The sequence below is a fragment of the Streptomyces sp. NPDC104313 genome (genome assembly GCF_055583985.1).
On record NZ_JBVJMW010000002.1, the window covers coordinates 440807 to 460800 of the forward strand.

A 19994-nucleotide genomic window follows, 5' to 3' on the forward strand; every position below is an offset into this window, starting at 1 on the left:
GGATTCCTTAAGGGATCAAGACCCACTTCCCTTGCCGGTGGGTCCGGGGATGCGGTCGGAGCGTCAGACGGTCCAGTCGAGGATGACCTTGCCGCCGAGGCCGCTCGCGGCGTCGTCGAAGGCCGTTTCGAAGTCGCGGAAGCCGTACCGGCCGGTGATCACGGGGGCGAGGTCGAGGCCGCCCTCCAGCAGGACGGACATGGCGTACCAGGTCTCGTACATCTCGCGGCCGTAGATCCCCTTGATGGTGATCATCGAGGTGACGATGCGGGACCAGTCGACGGCGAACTCCTCGGCGGGCAGGCCGAGCATCGCGATCCGGCCGCCGTGCGTCATGTTCGCGACCATGTCACGCATCGCCTCGGGGCGGCCGGACATCTCCAGGCCGATGTCGAAGCCCTCGCGCAGGCCGAGTTCCCGCTGGCCGTCCGCGATGGTGCTCTCCGCGACGTTCAGGGCGAGGCTGACGCCGATCTTGCGGGCGAGGGCGAGACGGGCCTCGCTGACGTCGGTGATGACGACGTTGCGGGCCCCGGCGTGCTTGGCGACGGCCGCGGCCATGATGCCGATCGGTCCGGCGCCGGTGATCAGGACGTCCTCGCCGACGAGCGGGAAGGACAGGGCGGTGTGGACGGCGTTGCCGAACGGGTCGAAGATCGCCGCGATGTCGAGGTCGACGGGGACCCGGTGCACCCACACGTTGGAGGCGGGCAGGACCACGTACTCGGCGAACGCCCCGTCCCGGCCGACGCCGAGGCCGACGGTGGAACGGCAGAGGTGGCGGCGGCCGGCGAGACAGTTGCGGCACTTGCCGCAGACGAGGTGGCCCTCGCCGCTGACCAGGTCGCCGACCGCGATGTCCGCGACGTCGGCGCCGGTCGCGGCCACCTCGCCGGCGAACTCGTGGCCGAGGATCAGCGGGGTGGTGACCGCCTGCCGTGCCCAGCCGTCATAGGCGCGGATGTGCAGGTCGGTGCCGCAGATTCCGGTGCGCAGGACCTTGATCAGGACGTCGGTGGGGCCGTACTCCGGCTCCGGCACGTCCATCAGCCACAGTCCGGGTTCGGCCTTCTGCTTGACGAGTGCCTTCACGGCTGCGGCTCCCTGACGTCGGTACGCGAGTGGATACCCCGGGCCTCGGGCCATATCGGAAGAGCCCAGCGGCCCGGGGTGGTTTTCGGATGAGCGCCCCCGAGGCGGGGGCGCGGCGGGACGGGGCGGAGCACGTCGTACGACCGCACGCCGTACGGCTCCACGCGCCATCCTCGGCCGTCACGGAGAAATCTGCCGTACGACGGGGCCCGGGTCCATCGAGGATTTCTTAAGCACGGCCGCAGAAGATCTTCACGCCCGGCCGTGGCCTCACCGACCGCTGGCGTCTCCCAGGCCTCACGGGTCGAACCGCCGTGGCGGTCACACCTCACCGTGGCGGCTACACCTCACCGTGGCCATCGCACCTCGCCGTGGCGGTCACACCTCACCGTACGGGCCCAGGAAGCGGGGGCGGCCCTTCTCGATCCGGTAGAGGAAGATCCCGTCCGCGATCCGCACCTGGCGGGTCGAGGCGTCGAAGGCGAGGGTCCGCACGATCCCCCGGTACTCGGTCCGCACGAGCCGCCGGGCCATACCGCTGCGCACCTCCCCCGAGGCGCTGGTCGTCCCGGCGGCGCGGGCGATCAGACCGACCGCGTCGTACGCCTCGGCGGCCCACGTGGCCGGGGGCTCGCCGAAGCGTTCCCAGTGCGCCGCGATGAACGCCCCCGCCGACGGGAGGGCCGCGGGGTCGGCGTACGCCTCGGCGAAGACCCAGCCATCGGCGGCCCCGCCCGCCCCGTCGAGGAAGGCGGGCCCGAGCGCGGGTCCGACGGCGACCCGGGCTCCGGTGAATCCCTCGCCCGCCAGGGCGGTGGCCAGGCGGGCGGCCCGGGCCGCGTCGCCACCGCCGAGCACCACGGCGTCGGCCCGGCTGGTCACGGCCTTGCGGGCGACCGCGCCGAAGCCCGCGTCGCCCCGGGCGAGGGGGTGTTCGACGAGGGTGACGCCGGCGAGGGGGGCCTCCCGGAAGTCTCCGCCGACCTCCCTCGCGAGCACGGGGTCGGCGGCGTCCTCGACGAGCAGGACACGTTTCACGGGGCGGGTGCGGGTCAGGTAGCTGATGAGGCCGGGCGTGAACATGCGGTCGAAGGGGCGGGTCACGCAGAGGTGGAGGCCGGTGCCGGACTCGACGGTGGTGGAGCCCGCCGCGACGACGACGGTGGCCAGCCGCGCCGTGCCGTACCGCTCGACGACGTCCTCGCGCAGCAGGGCGCCGGTCGGCCCGACGACCGCGATGACCGAGGGGTCCGCCGCCAGCCGCCCGGCCACCCGGAGCGCCGCCGCGGGCTCCCCCGCGTCGTCCTCGGCGCGCAGGGCGAGCCGGAACGCCTTGTCCTCACGGGCGTTGTGGTCGGCGACGGCGAGCCGCATGCCGCGTTGGTGGGCGAGTCCGGTGGCCCGTCCGGGTCCGCCGAGGTCTCCGTGGAGCCCGATCGTGTACGTGGGCGGCTCCCCGGAGCCCGCCGACGGGCCGCCCGCCCCGGCGCCGCTCCCCCGCAGGGCGATCCAGGTCGCGGTGGAGCCGCCGGCGAGGAGGACCGCCCCGGCCGTCCCGGCGAGGAGCAGCCGCCTGCGGGTGGGACCGGACGCGGTGTCGTCCGCGGCCGGGGCGGACGCGGCGGGCAGCGGCTCGGGGTCCGGGAGCGCGAGGGCGGCGGCGGACCGCTCGGCGATCAGCGCGGGGAGCCCGGCGGGCATCCGCCAGGGGGTGGGGGTGGCGGCGGTAGGGGAGGTCTCGTGCGGGTCCGGCCGCACCAGGTACGCGCGCGGGTCCCTCGGCCCGCCCGGGGCCGTCCTCCCCTCCGCCGCAAGGGCCTCGCGGACCCGGCTCGCGGTCGGCCGGCCGGCCGGGTCCTTGGCCAGGCAGGCGCCGATCAGGGGCGCCAGGCCGGGCTCCACTCCCGTCAGGTCCGGCTCCTCGTGGATCGTGCGGAACAGGGCGCCCACCCCGCCGCCCGCGCCGAACGGCGGCCGCCCGGTCGCCGCGTACACGAGAACACAGCCGAGCGCGAACACGTCGCACGGCGGCCCCAGCGGGCCCGCCGACGCCTGCTCGGGGGCCAGATAGCCGGGCGTCCCGATCACCGCGCCGGTGGTGGTCAGCGCGGTGGCGCCCTCATGGCGGGCGATCCCGAAGTCGATGAGGCGGGGGCCGTCGAGGGCGAGGAGCACGTTGCCGGGCTTGACGTCCCGGTGGATCAGCCCTGCCTCATGGACCGCGACGAGGGCCTCGGCGAGCCGGCATCCGAGCGCCCGGACGGTGACCGCGGGCAGGGCCCCGCCGGCGCCCACCACCTCCCCCAGCGAGGGCCCGGGGACGAAGGCGGTCGCCAGCCACGGCTCGCGGTCCTCGGTGTCCGCGCCGAGGACCGGGACCACCCACGGGCCGGTGATCCGGGCGGCGGCCTCGGCCTCACGGCGGAAGCGGGCCCGGAACCCGGGATCGGCGGCGTGCTCGGCCCGGATCACCTTGACGGCGGCGAGCGTCCCGCCCGCCGAGCGCGCCAGGTAGACCACGCCCATGCCGCCCGCGCCGAGCCGCACGAGGGTGCGGTACGGGCCGACAGTGCGGGGGTCCTCGGAGGTGAGGGGCCGCACGTCAGCCCTTCGGCTTCGGGGCCGGGCCGAGATAGCGTTGGCGGCCCTTCTCCACCCGGTACAGGTGGGCGTCCTGGCCGACGAGTTGTCGGCGTTCCCCGTCGAACGCGTAGACGCGGGAGATCCCCTCGTACCGGGCGGCGGCGATCGCGGCGGTGAGCGCGGACCGGGTGGGCCGGCCGTCGCCCCAGGGCGTGGCGCTCGCCGATGCCTTCTTGGCGGCGGCGTCGGTGAGGGCGGCCAGTTCGCGGGCGATGAGCCCCGCCACGTCGTACGCCTCGGCCGACCAGGCGGCGGGCGCGGCGCCGAAGCGTTTGCGGTGGGCGGCGGCGAACGTCGCGGCGGCGGGGGCGCTCGCGTCGGTGAACGGTGCGACGAACTCCCAGCCGTCGGCCGCCGCGCCCGCCTGTCGCAGGAACTCCGGCCCCATGGCGGTGTGCTGGGCCATGCGCGGTCCGGCGAAGGGGAGGCCGGCCAGGACGCGGGCGACCCGGGAGGCGCCGGCCGCGTCACCGGCGTAGAAGAGGGCGTCGCTCCGGTGGGAGAGGAGGTCGGTGACGACCGGGTCAAAGACGGTCGTCCCGGCGGGCACCACCCGGGGGTGGGTGGTGCCGGTGGTGAGTTGGGGCGTCATCAGGTTGGTCGCGTAGCCCGCCTGGTAGGCCGCCTGCCCGCCGGCCCGGTCGATCAGGATGCCCAGCCGCTCGACGTCGGGGCGCAGCAGGAGGCGGTGGACGATGGGGGCGGAGAGCGAGGCGTAGGAGGGGGCGGCCTGGAAGAAGGAGCCGTTGGCCCGGGGCGGAAAGGTGATCTGGAGGGCCGACACCGTCAGGACCGGCAGCACCGCCTCGTCGTACGCCGGCAGGGCCGCCCCGGTCGCTCCGTCGCCCGTGGGGCCGACGACCGCGACGACCTCCGGGTCCTGGGCGAACTCCTCGGCGATCCGGGCGGAGCGATCGGCGTCGCCCTGGTCGTCGAGGACTTTCACGGCGAGCCGGAAGGGCTGGTCGTCGAGGGCGTTGAAGCGGTCGACGGCGAGCCGGACGCCGCGTTCCTGGGCCCGGCCGGCGCCGCTCAGGGGTCCGGTGAGGTCGGCGTGCACGCCGATGATCCAGCGGCGTCCGCCGGGGGCTCCGTCGCCGCCACCGGGTTCGTCGCGGGTGAGGCGTAAGGCGGCGAAGGCGCTCGCGCCGAGGGCCACCGCGCCGCCGGCCGCGAACAGCAGGAAGCGCCGCCGGCCGGGGGCGGGTTCCGCCGGGCCGGGCTGCTCGGCGACGGTGGCGTCGATGTCGGGCAGGGCCAGCACGGCGGCGGACCGGTCCGCGATGATCCGGACGACGTCCTCGGGCAGCCAGTCGGCGGTGGCCCCGGCGGGGACGTCCTCGGCGATCAGGGTGTCGAGGCCGGCGGCGGCCGGACGCTCGCCGGGGTCCTTGGCGAGGCACCGCTCCAGGAGCGCGCGCAGACGGGCGTCGTCGATCCCGTCGAGGTCGGGTGCGTCGTGCACGGTGCGGTAGAGGACGACGTCGACCGCGCCGCCGCCGAAGGGCGGCCGGCCGGTGGCCGCGTACGCCAGGAGGCAGCCGAGCGAGAAGACGTCCCCGGCGGGCCCGGCGGTGTTCCCGGACACCTGCTCGGGCGGGAGGAATCCGGGGGTGCCGACGACGAGTCCGGTGGCGGTGAGGGCGGTGGCGTCGGCGGCACGGGCGATCCCGAAGTCGATCAGCCGGGGGCCGCCCGCCGTCAGCAGGACGTTGCCCGGTTTGACGTCGCGGTGGACGAGCCCGGCGGCGTGCACGGCGGCCAGGGCGCGGGCGAGCAGCCGGCCGAGCACCAGGACACCACGCGCGGGCAGCGGCCCCCGCCGGGCGACGACGTCGAAGAGCGTCGGTCCGGGAACGAACTCCGTGGCGAGCCAGGGGCGTGTCGCCTCGGTGTCGGCGCCGGTGACGGACACGGCCCAGGGGCTGTCGACCCGGCGGGCGGCCTCGGCCTCACGGCGGAAGCGGGTCCGGAAGTCCTCCTCCCCGGCGTGCTCGGGCAGGATCACCTTGATCGCGGCGAGCCCTCCGGTGTCGGAGCGTCCCAGGTAGACGACGCCCATGCCGCCCGCTCCGAGGCGGCCGAGGAGCCGGTGTCCGCCGATCCGGGCGGGGTCGGTGGGTCGCAGATCGTCCATCGCCCGGCCTCAGCTCTGCTTCTCGACGGCGGATTCCAGCCGGACCAGCATGGCGGCCTGCCCCTGGACGACGAGGTCGTCGATCTCCCGCTCGGTGCGCCCCTTCGCCCCCTTGCCGGTCACGGCGACGGTGAACTGCAGGGTCTGCGCCTGCTGCCAGGCGTAGTGGTGCGGTCCGCCGAGTTCGGAGCTCCGGTACTGCCCCGTCTCGCTCAGGAAGTCGTCGGAGGTGATCTGGTCGCCCTCGCCGCCGAACAGCGCCCCCGCGACCAGGGAGCCGATCAGCTCGCCCTCGCGCAACTGCTGGGTGGGGCAGCGCATCGACTCCTCGATCGACTCCGCCACCTCCCAGGCCGCGTCCTCGCGGGTGCGGTGCACGGTCACGACAGCGCTCAGGCGCACCGGCCCCTTTCCCGGCTCGGCGGGCAGTTCGAACGACCGGCTGAGGGTGGCCAGGACGCTGCGGGCGGGTCTGCGCTGCTGCCAGACACAGTCCTCGCCGAGCACGGGCCAGGTCGCGGGGTCACTCTCGTACGGGCTCCGTTTCACCACGCCGGAACCGAAGCTGTCGGTATCGGCGATGACGCGGCCGATGAGGTCGCGTGCCTCGGCGCGGGTCTTCGGGAGCCGGGCGGGGTCGGGCGCGAGCGAGTCCTCGGGGGACGGTTCGGCGCCCGGGTCCGGGCTCCCACTCGCCGAAGCGTCGCGCTTCTCCGCTTTCCCCGGGTCGTCCGCCGTGCCGGAACAGCCGGCGAGCAGCGCGGTCACCAGGGCCAGGGGCAGCGCGTATCGGGCCCCTCCTAACGGCACGTGACAGGTCACAGTGTTTCCCCGTTCCTCCTCGATACCGCGTCGATCATAGGTTCGTCCGGCGTGGTCGGCGGGTGCCGCAGAGGGACTGTTACCTCGTCGGGACCTGCCCGGGGCCGCTCCCGGGCACCGGGCCCGGGTCCTCGGGCGGTCTCGGCCGGGAAGGCGCCGATGTGCTCGACGAGGGCGTCCGGCAGGTCCTGCGGGATCAGCGGGTAGCTGTCGAACGCCTCGCAGGACGTGATCATGAGAGGAAGGCCTCACCTCGCTCATGCGGTCGACGGAGGGCGGGCGTTCGTGGACGTCGTACGGGCCTGTGGCCGACGGTGTGGTGCGGGCCTGTTGCCCGATGAGGGAAAACACCGTCGCCGAGGCCCCGGATCTGCTGGGATGGGGGGTGGCATCATGAGCAGTGAGCACGGGGGCGCACGGTGGGGCTGGAGTTCGGGCACAGACTCGGGCCCCGTCGTGCCCTGCGCGGGCTGCCGCTCGCCCCTCTCGTCCCGGGGTACCGCCACCTCGTCGCCCAGCAGCGAACCTGGGGGCTACGGCACATCGGTGATGCTCTGGTGGAGCGCGGGCAGGTACTGCGGGTGCTCGACGGGGTCTTCGAGGAGCGTGCGGCCCGCCGCTGGCACCACATCGACGCGGATCGGCTCCGTCGGGCGGCCGCCGCACGCGGCGCGACGTACGGGCCGCTCCTCGCCCGGCTGGAGGCGGTGCAACTTCAGGACGCCACCGCCCTGCGCCGCGTCCTTCTGTACCAGCTCGTCGAACTGCTCCAGGCCCACCCGCAGGGCTCCGAGCCCGCGACCGCCGTCTCGCTGGGGGTCTGTCCGCAGGAGGCGAACGCCCTCGTCCGTCGGGCCGCCGCCTGCCACCGGCTGGACGGTGGACAACGGCGCGCGGCAGAGGAGTTGGAGGACGCCTGGGACAGCGGAAGGGTGCGGCGTGCCGCTCGGCTGGCGGCTCTGCTTCCGTCGGAGGGCGACGGCGACGCGCTGCTGCGACGGCGGTTCGCGGACATCGCCGCCCGGGTGAGGGCGGCCGACGACGCCCTCGACGCGGCGCGGGAGGCCGAACGGTCGGGCGACGCGCGCGCGGCCGAGGACCGCTTCCTCCAGGCCGCCCGCCTGGCCTCCGACTGCCCCCGTGCCCGGCTCGCCCTCGTGCGGCTGCGCCGTCCGGCGGACGACGGGAGTGCGGGGTCCGGCGAGGTGCTGACGGCCGGCCACGCGCCCGGGACCGTGGCGGTGTCGCTCGCTGCCTCTCCCCTGTCCGCCGACGCGGCGCTCGACCGTCAGCTCCTCCGGCTGGCCCGGGTGCCGGGCGGACCGACCGGGATCGCCGAGATCGCCGGTGGGTCCACGGAGCTCAGTTGGGTGGACCGGGACCCGCCGTTCGGGCAGGAGGTCCGCTACGCCGTGTTCCCCCTGAGGGACGGTGTGATCGACGGCCCGCCCGTGGTGTCGGACGTCCTGCTCGTCGCCCCGGACGTGTCCGCGGTGCGGTCCACCACGGGTCCGGGCCGGATCGACGCCGCGTGGACCGAACCGTCGAAGGCGCTGGGTGTGCGGGTCGTACTCGAGGGCCCCGGTGGGCAGGTGGAAGGCCACGATGTGCGTACGGGCGCGTTGACCGCGACCGGCCTGGACGTCGGCGTGTACGCGCTCCGCCTCCACTGCCGCTACCGCTCACCGGACGGCGGCGTGATCGAGTCGGAGGGTACGGGCCACCACGTCACCGTCCGCCCCTGGCCGGCCCCCGTGCGCCGGCTCGACGCCACGGCCGGGGAGGGGTCGGTCCGGTTCTCCTGGAGCGGCGGGGAGGGTGCGGAGGTACGCCTGGTCTCCTGGCCGGCCGACCCGCCGGAACCGGGGACGGAACTGCGTCACGACCCGGCTCGGCCCTGGCCCGCGCCGCTGCCCTGGGAGCCGGTGGCGGGCGGCCTCGCGCCGCCCCCGGGTTCGGTCACCCGGGTGTCCGCCCTGTCCGTGCTCGGACCTCATGCGGTGGCGGGGCCCGGCCTCCTGGTCGAGTGCCCGCCCGCGGTGGCCGTGACGCGCGTCGAGCGGGTCGACGGAGGCCGGGCCCGCATCACCTTCGGCTGGCCGGCGGGGACCGGACTGGTCTCGGCCACCGTGGATCAGGACGGCGGCTCCACCGCGCACCGCGTGACCCGCAGCACCTACGTGCGGGAGGGGCTGTACGTGGACGTGACGCCCTCCGTCTTCTCCGTCACCCTCTCCGCCGCACCCCGGGCGACGGACGCGGTGGTCGTCCCTCCGGCCGGGGGCCGGGTCACGGTCCCGGCGGAGATCGCCGTCGGCTACCGCGTCGTCGCCGGCGCCCGCAAGGGCCTGCGCCGAGGGCCCTCGCAGCTGCTGGTCACCCTGTCCTGTCCGGGCGACGTACCGGACGGGCTACCCGAGTTCGTGCTCGTGGCCAGGGCCGGCACGAGGGACGGCCGTGCCCCGGTCCGGCCGCGCACTCCCACGGACGGGACGACCGTGCTGCGGCTCGACGGCGCCGCGCTGCGCGCCGGCCGCCCCGTCGAGCTGCCCGTGCCGTCCGGCCTCCAGCGGCCCTACGTCCTGCGCGGCTTCCTCCTCGGCGACGGGGCGGCCGACGTACGCCTCGACGATCCCTCTCCCACGACCCTGGTGGTGCGCTGATATGACGACCGTCATCTGCCCTTACTGCTTCGACCGCGCACCGGCCGCCCGCCTGCCGTACCGCTGCCTGATGATGGCCACCGGGGTACGCGGCGGCCCCCCGTGCGACGCCGAACCCGACGATCTGTGGGCCGACTTCATGGGACCCGGCCTGCCGCCGTCACGGCGGCTGCGCGGACCGGTCTTCCCCTCGCCCCGCACCCTCGCGACCCTGCGGGGCTCCACCGCCCGGCAGCCGTGCCCCCGGTGCGGGGTGGCCACGTCGGTACGGGTCTGCCGCGGCTGCCACAACGACTTCCCCAGCGAGTACTGCGACCAGGACAGCCGCATCATCGCGCTGGTCGGCGCGAAGGCGTCCGGCAAGAGCACCTATGTGTCGGTGCTCGTCAACGAACTGCGGGGCCGGGTCGGCCGGGAGTACACCGTCTCGCTGCCGGCGATGGGGGCCGGGACCCAGCGCCGCGACCGGGAGATGGAGGAGGATCTGTACGAGCGGCTGCGGCTGCCCGACACGACGCGTCCGGCGGCGATGGGCTTCAACGACCCGCTGCTCTACCGGTTGAGCGTGCCGCGACGGGGCCGGTACGGCATGGGCAGCAGGCACACCACGCTGGTGTTCTTCGACGCGGCGGGCGAGGACCTCAAGAGCGCGGAGGCGATGGCCCGTTACACCCAGTATCTGGCGGCTGCCGACGGGATCATCCTGCTCGTCGATCCGCTGCAGATGGGTTCGGTGCGCGACCGCGGCGCGAGGGCCGACGGTCCGCCGCTCCCCGCGGTCGAGACCTCCCCCCAGCAGATCGCCTCCGACCTGGCCGCCCAACTGCGCTCCCACGGAAGGAGTGTGTCGCGGGGCCGGGTCACCACGCCGATGGCCGTCGCCGTGACGAAGACGGACGCGCTGAGGGAACTGCTCGGCCCGCACTCGCCGTTGCTGCGCAACGCCCCCCACACAGGTGGCGAACTGGACGACGAGGACCGGCTCGCCGTGCACGAGGAGTTGCGGTCCCTGTTGAGCGACTGGGACTCCGGAGTGCTCTGCCGCCAGTTGGAGAACGACTTCGCCGAGCTGTCGTACTTCGGCCTCTCCTCGTTGGGTGCGCCGCCGCCAGCCGACGCACCGGCCGACGCGCCGGAATCGGGCCCGCAGCCGGTGCGGGTGGAGGACCCGCTGCTGTGGCTGCTGGGGCGGCGCGGTCTGATCCCGGTGCGCAAGAGCCAACGGGAGAGCCGGTACCGCACGGGGAAGGCCGACGCATGAGCCTGGGACAGCTGCACTACACCTCGGCGCCGCCCGGCCCGGACGGCTCGGGGTTCCGCTTCACCGCGCTCACCCCGGGGCTTTCGCAGTCGGTGCTCCGGGAGGCGGAGCAGATCATCGGGTACGAGCCGCCGCGGAACGCGCCCTCCCGTCCCTCCGCCGCCGAACTGGACGTGTTTCCACGGGCGTTCAGCTACAGCGAGCTGTCCGACGGAAGCCGCCTGCTGGCCCGTACGGTCTACACGGGCGCCGACTACAGCGGTCGCTGGGGCAACTTCCACGCCCACGCGGTGCACGTGGCCCCGGGGCAGTATCTGCCGGACGGGGCGCTGCCCGTCAGTGCCTGGGAATCCCCCGGGTGGGCCTCGGCCACTCCGGAGGGGAGCGCTCCCGCGGCGCTCGCCGCACTGCCGCCCTCCCCCCTGCTGGACGCGGCCGGGCTGATCTCCTTCGCCGCCGCCCGGGAACCCTGGCTCGCCGCCGTGTTCACCGATCTCCAGCGCCAGATGGAGGACGAGACGGCCCCGCAGGTCGTCCTCGTCGAGCGGGACAGTGCCGATGTGGCCCGCTGGGTGGCCCTGGCGAGCGCGGTGCTGCCCCGGGAAGCCGTGCACCGGCTGACGTTCACCACCTACACCCGGCGCCCGCACCTCGCCGGGCAGCGGATCATCGGCGTCCTGCCGGACGACGCCCATGGGCTCGCCGGTTCGGGGAGCCGCTACCGGATCCACGACTGTGCCGTCCCACCCGCCCCGGACGGGCCGGAGCCGACCCCCTGGGCGGTGGCCGCCGCCCGGATCTGGTCGGCGGGCGCCTTCGAACTTTTCCAGCATGCCCATCGGCTCCCGGGAGAGCCGTTCACCGCAGGGCCCATCTCGGCGCTCGCCCTGTGCGCCGGGATCGACCTGCCGTCGCGGCAGCGGACGGCAGCGGCCCTGTGGGCGTGCGAACACCCCACCGAACTCGACGGGCACGAGCTGGAAGGGCTCGTCACGACGCTGGCGGAGCCCCGGCCAGAAGCGGTCCCGGCGGCGGAGATCGCCGTCCTGGCCGAGCTGTTCGCCCTGGTCGGCGGCGCACTGCGCCCGGAGGCCGCCGCACCGCTCGCCGCCCGGCTCCTGGTCGCCGCCGTCCGCTCGGCCGATCCGGTACGCCCGCCGGGGCGCGAGGCCCTGACCGACCGGCTGGCCCGGCAGCTCGCCGCCGAGCTGGGCCCGGAGCTGCGGGCCGGCATCGAGGAGACGGCGAACGGCTTCGGGCGCCCGCTGCGACTGCTGCGGGTGGCCGGTCTCCTCACGGTGGACTGCTCCGACCTGGTACCGCGGCTCGCCCACCGGCTGGCGTCGGCGCTGCTGGCCGAGCCGTCCCGGTACGGCGGTGAGCTCGACGAGACGCTGACGGACCGGCCCGACCTCCACACCGCTCTGCTGCGGGAGCTCGACGCGGCGGCCCAGGCCGGTCCGGCCGCCGTCACCGTGCTCCTGGAGCGCGCTCCGCTGCCGCTGGAGAGCGGCGAGCCCCTGCCGTATCTGCGCATGAGCGGCTGGGCGGCCCGACGGCCGGCCGGAGGCGGCGGGGACCGCACCGCCGATCTGCGTGCGGTACTGGAGGCGGCGGGGGTCCCCGTCTTCGCACAGCCACCGCTCCTGCGGGTCGCCTTCCGTCTGGTGTGGGGCTCCACCCCACCGACACCGGGGGAGGCCCGGTACGTCCTCGCCGAGCAGGGCCCCGAGCTGCACCGCGCTGCGGAGACCTGGCCCTTCCTCGTCACGGCCGCGTTCAGCGGCCGGCCGGGAGATCCGCAGGCGGACGAGCTGGCGCACGAACTCCTGGCGGCCTTCGGGGAGAAGCTCCCGCCCCGCGACCGGGCGGCGCTCCTGCTGCTGGAGTTGTCGCGCGATGTGCGGGCCGGCGGTGCGCCACCCGGCTGGGTCGACCGGGCCCTCGGGCTGCGGAGGTCCGGCGAACCGGTGGACCCATCGGTGCTGGAACACGTCTTCGGCGCTCTCGCCCGCCGACTGCTGGCCGACCACCGTGAGGGCCGCGAGCTGGACGATCTGACGCGCGCCGGCGACGCCGACCTCTGCGCCGCCTACGAGCGGGCCGCCGGACAGGACGCGGTGCGGAGCCGGCTGCGACGCGACCCGGACTACTTCGCGGACCGTTTCATCGACTGGCACGCCCACCCCCAGGCGGGCGGGGCCTGGGGCAAGGCCCGAGTCGCGCTGCTGGACGGGGTGCTGCGTCCGGCGGTACGGGCGCTGTCCTCCGAGGACCTGGCCGCCGTCGAGTCGTCCCTCTCCCGAAGGGACGCACGGCACGCGGAGGACTTCCGCGCCTGGAACCGGCCCGGCGCGCTGAGCCGGCTCGGGCTGCGGTTCGGCGGGCGGGACGGCCGCCCGGGCAAGGCGCCGCCCCGCCGCGGCTCCGGGGACCGGCACCGGGACGGTGGCGCCCGATGAGCGGGCTGATCACCGCGGCGGCCTGGCTGACGGCGGCCGTCGGGGTGGGGGTGTGCCTGTTCCGTGCCTTCTGGGAGTTCCTCGCCCTGGCACTCGGCGCGTCCGCGAAGGTCCTCGGCCCGCGCACGTCCGGCACACCCGACCCCCGGGTCCTGCCCGTCGGGTCCGAGCCCGCGCAGCGCGCGTACTGGTCGCGGCTCATGTGGGTGGACGCGCACACCTCTACCCGGGCGGCCTTTTCGGCCGTACGGCACCGGCTTCTCGGCCGCTGGATGGCGGTCACCGCACGACGCATGGTGACCGGACGTCAGCCCTCCACCGGCTACGGCGGCCACTGGGTCGCCCGTGGCTTGTTCTTCCTCCTGGCCCCGGGCACAGCGCTGGGCGCTATCGCCGGCGCACTCCTGGCATCGTCCGTCCTGGTGCTGATCCACGGGGTGATGTGGCTGCTGATCGGCCTGGTGGGGCTGGCGGCGGTCGCCGGGGTCGCCGTCCTGCGCGTTGCGGACCGGGTCGGCGCCCTGGTGCGGCGGATCCGGATGAAGTGCCCCTATCCGGGGTGCTACCGCCCCTTTCCGCTCGCCGTGCACCGCTGCCCGGGCTGCGGCGCGGCCCACCGGGAGCTGCGTCCGGGCGGGTTCGGCGTGCTGGGGCACGTCTGCGCGTGTGGACGCCGCGTCGCCACCGTCTCCCTGGCCGGACGCGACCGGCTCGCCGCCGAGTGCCCGCACTGCGACCGGCCGCTCCCGGTCGGGGTCGGCCGGCTGCGCGTGGTGCACGTACCGATCGTCGGCGGGACCTCGTCGGGTAAGACGATGCTGTTGGCGGCGGCGGTCGCCGGGCTGCGCGCGACGGCCGGTACGGGCGCGCTGAAGGTCTCGTTCGCGACGGACGACGACCGGCGTGCCGTCGTGGACCTGAACGGGCAGCTCAAGGGGGCCGGTTGGGTGCGCAAGACCCAGGGCGGCCAGCCCCGGGCCCTGATGCTGCGGGTGTCCCACCGCCGCGGACACCGGCTGCTGTACCTCTACGACCCGATGGGTGAGTCCCTTCACGACGTGGAGTCCACCCGCCGCCAGGAGTATCTGGCCCACGCCGACGGGGTGGTCCTGGCCGTCGACGTCCTGGCCGACCCCCAGGTGCGCCGAAGCCTCTCGGCGGGCGAGCAGGAGCTCGCACGCGCGGCCAGTCCGTCGGATCCCGGGCCGTGGCAGACGTACCAGACGTTCACCGGTGAACTCTCGGCGCTGGCCGGGCGGCGACGGCGCGGCCGGCTGCCGCTGGCGGTGGTGGTCACGAAGCGGGATGTGCTCGACCGCATCGAGCGTCTGCGGGTCCCCGCGACGGGAATCGGCCCCTGGCTGGCCACGATCGGGCTGGACCCGCTGGTCCGGGACCTGGGGCACCGGTTCCGGGTCCGGCGGTTCTGGGCGCTGAGCGCCTATGCCGCCACCGGAACGGGTCCGCTGGTGAGCGAGCAGCAGCGGGCGGCCGAGGCGGTGTTGTGGATTCTCGCCCGGTCGGGACTGCGGGTCGGCAAGCTGCTGCCCAAGGGCTCCGGGGCCGACCCGGCGACCCCGTCCGTGCCGGGTCCGCGCACGGCCCCCGCACAAGATCGTTCAACCCGCTGACGGAGCTGGACCCGGTGGTTAGGGTCGGTCAGGTCCAAGAAGAGAGAGACGGTTCACGGCTGTGCCAGTCGTTACGCCGAACATCGCGCGGGGCCGTCGGCTGCTGCTCACCGTGTTCGTCATCGCCTGCCTGGTGGTCCTCGGCGGGCTGTTGGCCGCGGGTCTGGCCTGGGGCCTGGCGTCCCTCGGCGACCAGCTTGCCCGGTGGTCGAGCAAGTGAGGGCCCTCGCCCACGCACCATACGAAGAGGTGCACAACATGACAAGAAGGGCTTCGAGTGAGTGACATTCCCGGCGGTCCCATGGCGAACCGTCCGGTCCACTTCATCTGGCTGCTGGACTGCTCCTACTCCATGCAGGGCGAGAAGATCGGACAGCTCAACTACGCGATCCGGGAGGCGGTTCCCGAGATGCGGTCCGTCGCCCACGACAACCCCGCGGCCCAGCTCCTGCTGCGTACGCTGACGTTCTCCACCGAGGCGCGGTGGCACCACAAGGACCCGGTGCCGGTCGACGACTTCACCTGGCAGGACGTACAGGTCGACGGCATGACCAACCTCGGTGAGGCACTGGAGGTGGTCTCCCGGGAGCTGCGGACACCGCCGATGCCGCAGCGGGCCCTGAAACCGGTGCTGGCCCTGGTCTCCGACGGGGTGCCGACGGACGACTGGAAGGCCGGGCTGCGGGCCCTGGACGCCACCCCGTGGGGCCGGAAGGCGCTACGGCTGGCCATCGCGATCGGGGCGGACGCCGACCGCGGTGTCCTCCAGGAGTTCCTGGGCAACCCCGAGCTCCAGCCGTTGGACGCCAACAGCCCCAAGCAGTTGGCGGCGGCGATCCGCTGGGCGTCGACCGCTGCGGTCAAGGCCGCTTCGCAGCCGGTGGCGGCGCCGTCCGACACCACGGTCAAGCAGCCGCCGTACGCGCCACCGCAGTTGGACGACGACGATGACGACGTCTGGTGAGCGCTCCTGAGCAACCGCTGTGGGAGACGCTCGAACACAGCGTGCGGGGGGTGAACAAGCGGGTCAACCAGGACTGGTACGCCGCCGAGGGAATCGGCTCGGCAGCTGGTCCGCTGATCCTCTCGGTGGCCGACGGCCACGGCTCGGCCGTCCATGCCCGCAGCCACGTCGGGGCGCGGTGCGCGGTCGACCTGTTCGGCGTCGAGGCCCGTAGGTTCGCCGAACTGGCGCGCACCGACAGGCCGGACGGGACGCACAGCCTCAGTTGGCTGATGAACTACGCGCGCAACGAGCTGCCCAGGCAGCTGGTGGCCGCCTGGCAGGAGAAGGTACTCGCCCACTGGGACCGCTCCCCGGAGACGGTGCGTCCGGCGGCCGAGCCGCCGCGCAAGGGCCAGAAGCTGCTGCTGTACGGGGCCACGCTGGTCGGTGCGGTGCTCACACCTCGGGTGTTCGCGGCCTGGCAGCTCGGCGACGGCGAGCTGACGGTGATCGACGCCGACGGAGCGATCGCGCTGCCGCTGGCTCCGGTGGAGGCTGATCTCGGCGACGAGACGGAGTCCCTGTGCAGCCGCCATGCCTGGAAGATGATCCGGGTCCACTGGGCCCCGGTCGTCGCCCCGGACCGCGCCCCGCGGATGATCGCCCTGTCGACCGACGGCCTGTCCAAGAGCTTCGCGTCCGACGAGGGCTTCGCCCAGTTCATGACCGGTTTCGACGAGCGGCTCTCGAAGGACGGCGGTATCGGCGGCGTACGCGACGCCCTGCCCGGGTGGCTGGCCGAGGCGGCTCGCCACTCCGGTGACGACACGACCCTGGTCGCCGCCCGGCGGCCCCACCTCGTCGCGGCGGACGACAGCGCCGCGGCGGACGAACTACGGAGTGACGCATGACCGGCATGCTCGACGGAGGAACCCGCCTCACCACGGCCGACGGGGAGTCCGTGCACGTCATCGACATGCTCGGCGCCGGTGGCCAGGGGGAGGTCTACCGGGTGGGGACCGACTCCGGTGAACGCGCCTTGAAATGGTACTACCCCGCCTGTGCGACCCCTGAGCAGGACGCGATCGTCAGGGAGTTGGTGGGCCGGGACTTCGACGACGACCGCTTCCTGTGGCCCACGGCCTATGTGCCGTCCGGAGCGGGGGCGTTCGGCTATCTGATGGATCTGCGGCCGGACCGCTTCAAGGGGCTGCCGGACCTCTTCCGCCGCAGGCTGCGGACGACGCCGCGCGCCCTGCTGACCGCCGCCCTCTACACGGTGGAGGCCTACCAGGCCCTTCACTCGCGGGGAATCGCCTACCGGGACATCTCCTGGGGCAACATCTTCTTCGACCCGGCCACCGGTGACGTCCTGGTCTGCGACAACGACAACGCGGTGGTCGAGGGGGACAGCACCGGGATCTCGGGAACCATGGAGTTCATGGCGCCCGAGCTGGTGCGCGGCGACGCGGATGCCCGGCCCGGCACCCAGTCCGACCTGCACTCGCTGTCCGTGCTGCTCTTCATGCTGCTGATGAACCATCATCCGCTGAAGGGGAGAACGGAGTTGGAAATCCACTGCCTCGACGAGGCGGCGGAGAAGCGGCTGTACGGGAAGCAGCCACTGTTCGTCTTCGATCCCGACGACACGGCGAACAGCCCCGACCCCGTGGAGCAGTCCACCGTCCTGCACACCTGGGCGGCGGCTCCCGCGGCCCTCCAGGACCTCTTCACGCACAACTTCACCGTGGGCCTGCGCCAGCCGACCGCCCGGGTGCGCGAATCACAGTGGCGGGACGCGTTGCGGTCCGTCCTGGACGCCGTCGTGGACTGCGCCGACTGCGGCCGACAGAACATGACCCAGCCCGGGGCGACCGCCGCCGGGGCCTGCTGGTCCTGCGGCAGCGCGCTGGTCCTGCCGCCCCGGCTGACCATCATCACGCCCCTGCCCCGGTCCGAGCGCCATGTCCGGCTGCGCCGGGCGGCACGGGTCCACGAACACCATCTGGCGCCGGAGCCGTCCCGCCACGACTACAGCGATGCGACGCTGGTGGCGGAGCTGACCGAACATCCCAGCAAACCGGGGAAGTTCGGGCTGGCGAACCGCTCGTCGACCAGCTGGACCGGCACACGGTCCGACGGCACCTCCCAGGAGATCGCCCCGGGCCAGACCGTCCCGCTCCGCGCGGGCCTGCGCCTCGATCTCGGCGGGGCCCAGGCAGCGGTCCACACGCGGTGAGAGGCGCGGGCACGGCCGCCGGGAAGCCTTCCCTGGCGGCCATGCCCGCACAGACCCGCCGAGAGCGGGCTCAGAGTCCGACCAGCCGCCCGATCTCCTGTGCCAGGGCGACCCCGCCGCTGCCCGCCGCGAGCCCCACCGTCAACGTCTCCAGCGCCTGCCTGATCCGCCCCTGGTCGGCGGGGCGGCCCTCCTGCCCCGCCCGGACCAGCTCGCCGCGCACGGCCTCGGCCTGTGCGGTGAGCTCCGGCCGCGCCGCCTCCTGGCGGACGAGCTGGACGAGATCGGCGGCCAGCTTCAGCGCTTCGGCCGGGGGCGTGCCGTAGGTGACCTGGATCTTTCCGTGGTCGCCGAAGTTACTCGGACCCGAGATGTCGCCGTGGAAGTTGTACGTGCTCATGTCTCTCCTGCTGGTCGGTGGGTGAACGCCGGGCCCCGTGTGCCGCGGCTCAGGGGGTGGGGCCTCCGGCAGCCGCCTGCGTCGGGGCTCCCTGCCCGTAGGCGGCGGAGATCTGCCCGTTGTTGCCGATGTTCGCGGGGCCGGTGATGTCGCCGGAGATGTTGTACGTCTGGGTGTTGATGACCTGCTGGGCCCGGTCGAAGGAACCGGTGTCCACGTTGTGGTCCGTCAGGAACCGCTCGGTCGCGATGAGCACCCCCTGCTGGAGCCGGTGCAGGAAGTCCTGCGAGTCCGTGCGCTCCGAGTGGCCGAGCTGGTCCCATGAGGCGACCCGTTCGCGCAGACTGTCGGTGGCACCGTAGTCGTACAGCGCCTGCTTCTTGGTGATCTCCCTGCGCCACTTCTCCAGCTCACGGGCGCGCCGCTTGTCGGCGGAGTTGCGGCGCGCGATCCGCCCCGGGGCTCCGGTCAGCGCGGACCAGGTGTTCGAGGTGGCGAACCGGAACAGGCTCCACCAGCGTTCGAACCCATCGCGCGGAAGGTAGTCCGCACCGTAGTGGCGGGCGTGCACCGGGGGGATGCAGTAGGCGGCGACCTCCCAGGAGAGGGAGGGGTGCTGGAGCCTGGCCCGCAGGTGCATCGAGACGATGACCCGGCCGCCCTCGCCGACCCGCTCCAGGCTGAGGTAGGTCCGCGCCCCCGCACCGGGCTTGAGCAGACCCGCTCTGACCAGCGGTGGGGGGATCTCGCTGTTGGGCGGGCGCAGCCGGTCCGGCAGCACCTCGTCGCCGAGGTAGTAGACCTGGTGGCCGAGTACGTAGAGCCGGTTCTGCGCCCGCAGCCCTTCGAGGCCGGCGAGGTTCCCCAGCTCCCGGGCCAGATAGGTGTGGAGGTCGACGGCGTCGAAGGGGATCAGGGTCTTCTTGCCGCCGCCCGGGGCGTCCGCGGGGCGGCTGATGTCGATCGGCTGCCAGACCGTCTCCTTGATCCTGCTCCCGCTGCCGACGAAGGGATTGTGCCGCTCGGCGCTCCGCGTGTACGGCATCATGTTCGGGCGCCTCAGCCCGCGCAGCCGCTGCTCGACCTCGTCGGCCACCTCGGGTACGAGGTCCTGGGGGCGGGTGGCGGAGAAGCGTGCTTCGAGGGCCTCGGCACGCCCCTGGGCCTCGGTCCGGCGCACCAGCGACCAGGCACAGCCGAGCACGAGCAGCAGGAAGACCACCGCCCAGGCCGCCCAGGCGGTTGTACCGGCGACCAGGCCGCCGACAGCGGTCAGTACGGCGAGCCACCAGCCCGCGCAGAGCCAGGCCAGTCTGCGTTCGCGCAGCGCCGTCCGCCCGGTCGCGCGGGCCGCGTGGCGTGCCAGCGCCAGCAGGTTCACGCCCAGCGGCAGACCGGTGGCGGTGAGGCGGTCCCCCGAGAGCTCCTGATGCGCGTACCGGGCGAACTCCTCGTCCAGGTGGACGGACGAGCACAGCAGTCTGGTGGTGGCGTCCTTGCCGTACGTCGGCAGATTGGGCACATGCCGCATCTCTTCCCCCTTGCCGGTGCGCACGGTCCGGCGCACCCCACACAGTCTTCTACACGACAGCCGCGCCCACGTCCCGCGACAGCCTTCGGGCCGGCGCCTGACGCAGCGTAGGGATTCGGTCCCCGTCCTTGATAACGTCGCCCCCGCGGCTGCGTACTTCTCCCCCG

General features: G+C 74.0%; 15 protein-coding genes. 8 read left to right on the top strand and 7 right to left on the bottom strand.

Annotated features, from left to right (window positions below):
- Positions 1 to 63: 63 nt before the first annotated feature.
- The 5 genes from tdh to ACZ60Q_RS05915 all read right to left on the bottom strand — a co-directional run bounded on the left by tdh (position 64) and on the right by ACZ60Q_RS05915 (position 6930).
- Positions 64 to 1092 carry an L-threonine 3-dehydrogenase gene (tdh, locus tag ACZ60Q_RS05895; protein ID WP_469628965.1) on the bottom strand — a complete coding sequence of 343 codons (1029 nt, stop codon included), beginning with the start codon at positions 1090 to 1092 and terminating at the stop codon, positions 64 to 66.
- Positions 1093 to 1470: 378 nt separating this feature from the next.
- Positions 1471 to 3693, bottom strand: a complete 2223-nt coding sequence (locus ACZ60Q_RS05900) for a bifunctional serine/threonine-protein kinase/ABC transporter substrate-binding protein (protein WP_469628968.1) — start codon at positions 3691 to 3693, stop codon at positions 1471 to 1473.
- Between the two features lies 1 nt (position 3694).
- Positions 3695 to 5872: a bifunctional serine/threonine-protein kinase/ABC transporter substrate-binding protein gene (locus ACZ60Q_RS05905; RefSeq protein ID WP_469628971.1), complete on the bottom strand. Its 2178-nt coding sequence runs from the start codon at positions 5870 to 5872 to the stop codon at positions 3695 to 3697.
- 9 nt (positions 5873 to 5881) lie between these two features.
- Positions 5882 to 6640, bottom strand: a complete 759-nt coding sequence (locus ACZ60Q_RS05910; RefSeq protein ID WP_469629538.1) for a hypothetical protein — start codon at positions 6638 to 6640, stop codon at positions 5882 to 5884.
- A 50-nt stretch (positions 6641 to 6690) separates the two neighbouring features.
- Positions 6691 to 6930 (bottom strand): hypothetical protein, encoded by a 240-nt coding sequence (locus ACZ60Q_RS05915; protein WP_469628973.1) that lies wholly within the window; start codon positions 6928 to 6930, stop codon positions 6691 to 6693.
- 183 nt (positions 6931 to 7113) lie between these two features.
- On the opposite strand from ACZ60Q_RS05915, the gene ACZ60Q_RS05920 reads away from it, so the two are divergent.
- The 8 genes from ACZ60Q_RS05920 to ACZ60Q_RS05955 all read left to right on the top strand — a co-directional run bounded on the left by ACZ60Q_RS05920 (position 7114) and on the right by ACZ60Q_RS05955 (position 17896).
- A complete protein-coding gene (locus ACZ60Q_RS05920) occupies positions 7114 to 9357 on the top strand; it encodes a hypothetical protein (RefSeq protein WP_469628976.1) in 2244 nt (747 codons plus the stop codon).
- Position 9358: 1 nt separating this feature from the next.
- Positions 9359 to 10618 (top strand): TRAFAC clade GTPase domain-containing protein, encoded by a 1260-nt coding sequence (locus ACZ60Q_RS05925; protein ID WP_469628979.1) that lies wholly within the window; start codon positions 9359 to 9361, stop codon positions 10616 to 10618.
- Positions 10615 to 13080: a GTPase-associated protein 1-related protein gene (locus tag ACZ60Q_RS05930; RefSeq protein ID WP_469628982.1), complete on the top strand. Its 2466-nt coding sequence runs from the start codon at positions 10615 to 10617 to the stop codon at positions 13078 to 13080. The genes ACZ60Q_RS05925 and ACZ60Q_RS05930 overlap by 4 nt, the downstream gene beginning before the upstream one ends.
- Entirely contained in the window at positions 13077 to 14711 is a 1635-nt protein-coding gene (locus ACZ60Q_RS05935) for a TRAFAC clade GTPase domain-containing protein (protein WP_469628985.1), read from the top strand. Before ACZ60Q_RS05930 ends, ACZ60Q_RS05935 begins: the two co-directional genes overlap by 4 nt.
- 61 nt (positions 14712 to 14772) lie before the next feature.
- Complete coding sequence (locus ACZ60Q_RS05940) at positions 14773 to 14931, top strand: hypothetical protein (protein WP_469628987.1); 159 nt, start codon at positions 14773 to 14775, stop codon at positions 14929 to 14931.
- Positions 14932 to 15012: 81 nt separating this feature from the next.
- The gene (locus ACZ60Q_RS05945) at positions 15013 to 15675 is read left to right on the top strand and encodes a vWA domain-containing protein (RefSeq protein ID WP_469629541.1); all 663 of its coding nucleotides are present in this window, start codon (positions 15013 to 15015) and stop codon (positions 15673 to 15675) included.
- Positions 15672 to 16568: a protein phosphatase 2C domain-containing protein gene (locus ACZ60Q_RS05950; protein WP_469628990.1), complete on the top strand. Its 897-nt coding sequence runs from the start codon at positions 15672 to 15674 to the stop codon at positions 16566 to 16568. The genes ACZ60Q_RS05945 and ACZ60Q_RS05950 overlap by 4 nt, the downstream gene beginning before the upstream one ends.
- Positions 16565 to 17896 carry a protein kinase domain-containing protein gene (locus ACZ60Q_RS05955; RefSeq protein ID WP_469628993.1) on the top strand — a complete coding sequence of 444 codons (1332 nt, stop codon included), beginning with the start codon at positions 16565 to 16567 and terminating at the stop codon, positions 17894 to 17896. Before ACZ60Q_RS05950 ends, ACZ60Q_RS05955 begins: the two co-directional genes overlap by 4 nt.
- A 70-nt stretch (positions 17897 to 17966) precedes the next feature.
- On the opposite strand, the gene ACZ60Q_RS05960 is transcribed toward ACZ60Q_RS05955, so the two are convergent.
- Together ACZ60Q_RS05960 and ACZ60Q_RS05965 are read right to left on the bottom strand one after the other, a co-directional pair.
- Positions 17967 to 18296, bottom strand: a complete 330-nt coding sequence (locus tag ACZ60Q_RS05960) for a hypothetical protein (RefSeq protein WP_469628996.1) — start codon at positions 18294 to 18296, stop codon at positions 17967 to 17969.
- 49 nt (positions 18297 to 18345) lie between these two features.
- The gene (locus ACZ60Q_RS05965) at positions 18346 to 19863 is read right to left on the bottom strand and encodes a hypothetical protein (RefSeq protein WP_469628999.1); all 1518 of its coding nucleotides are present in this window, start codon (positions 19861 to 19863) and stop codon (positions 18346 to 18348) included.
- Positions 19864 to 19994 lie beyond the last annotated feature (131 nt).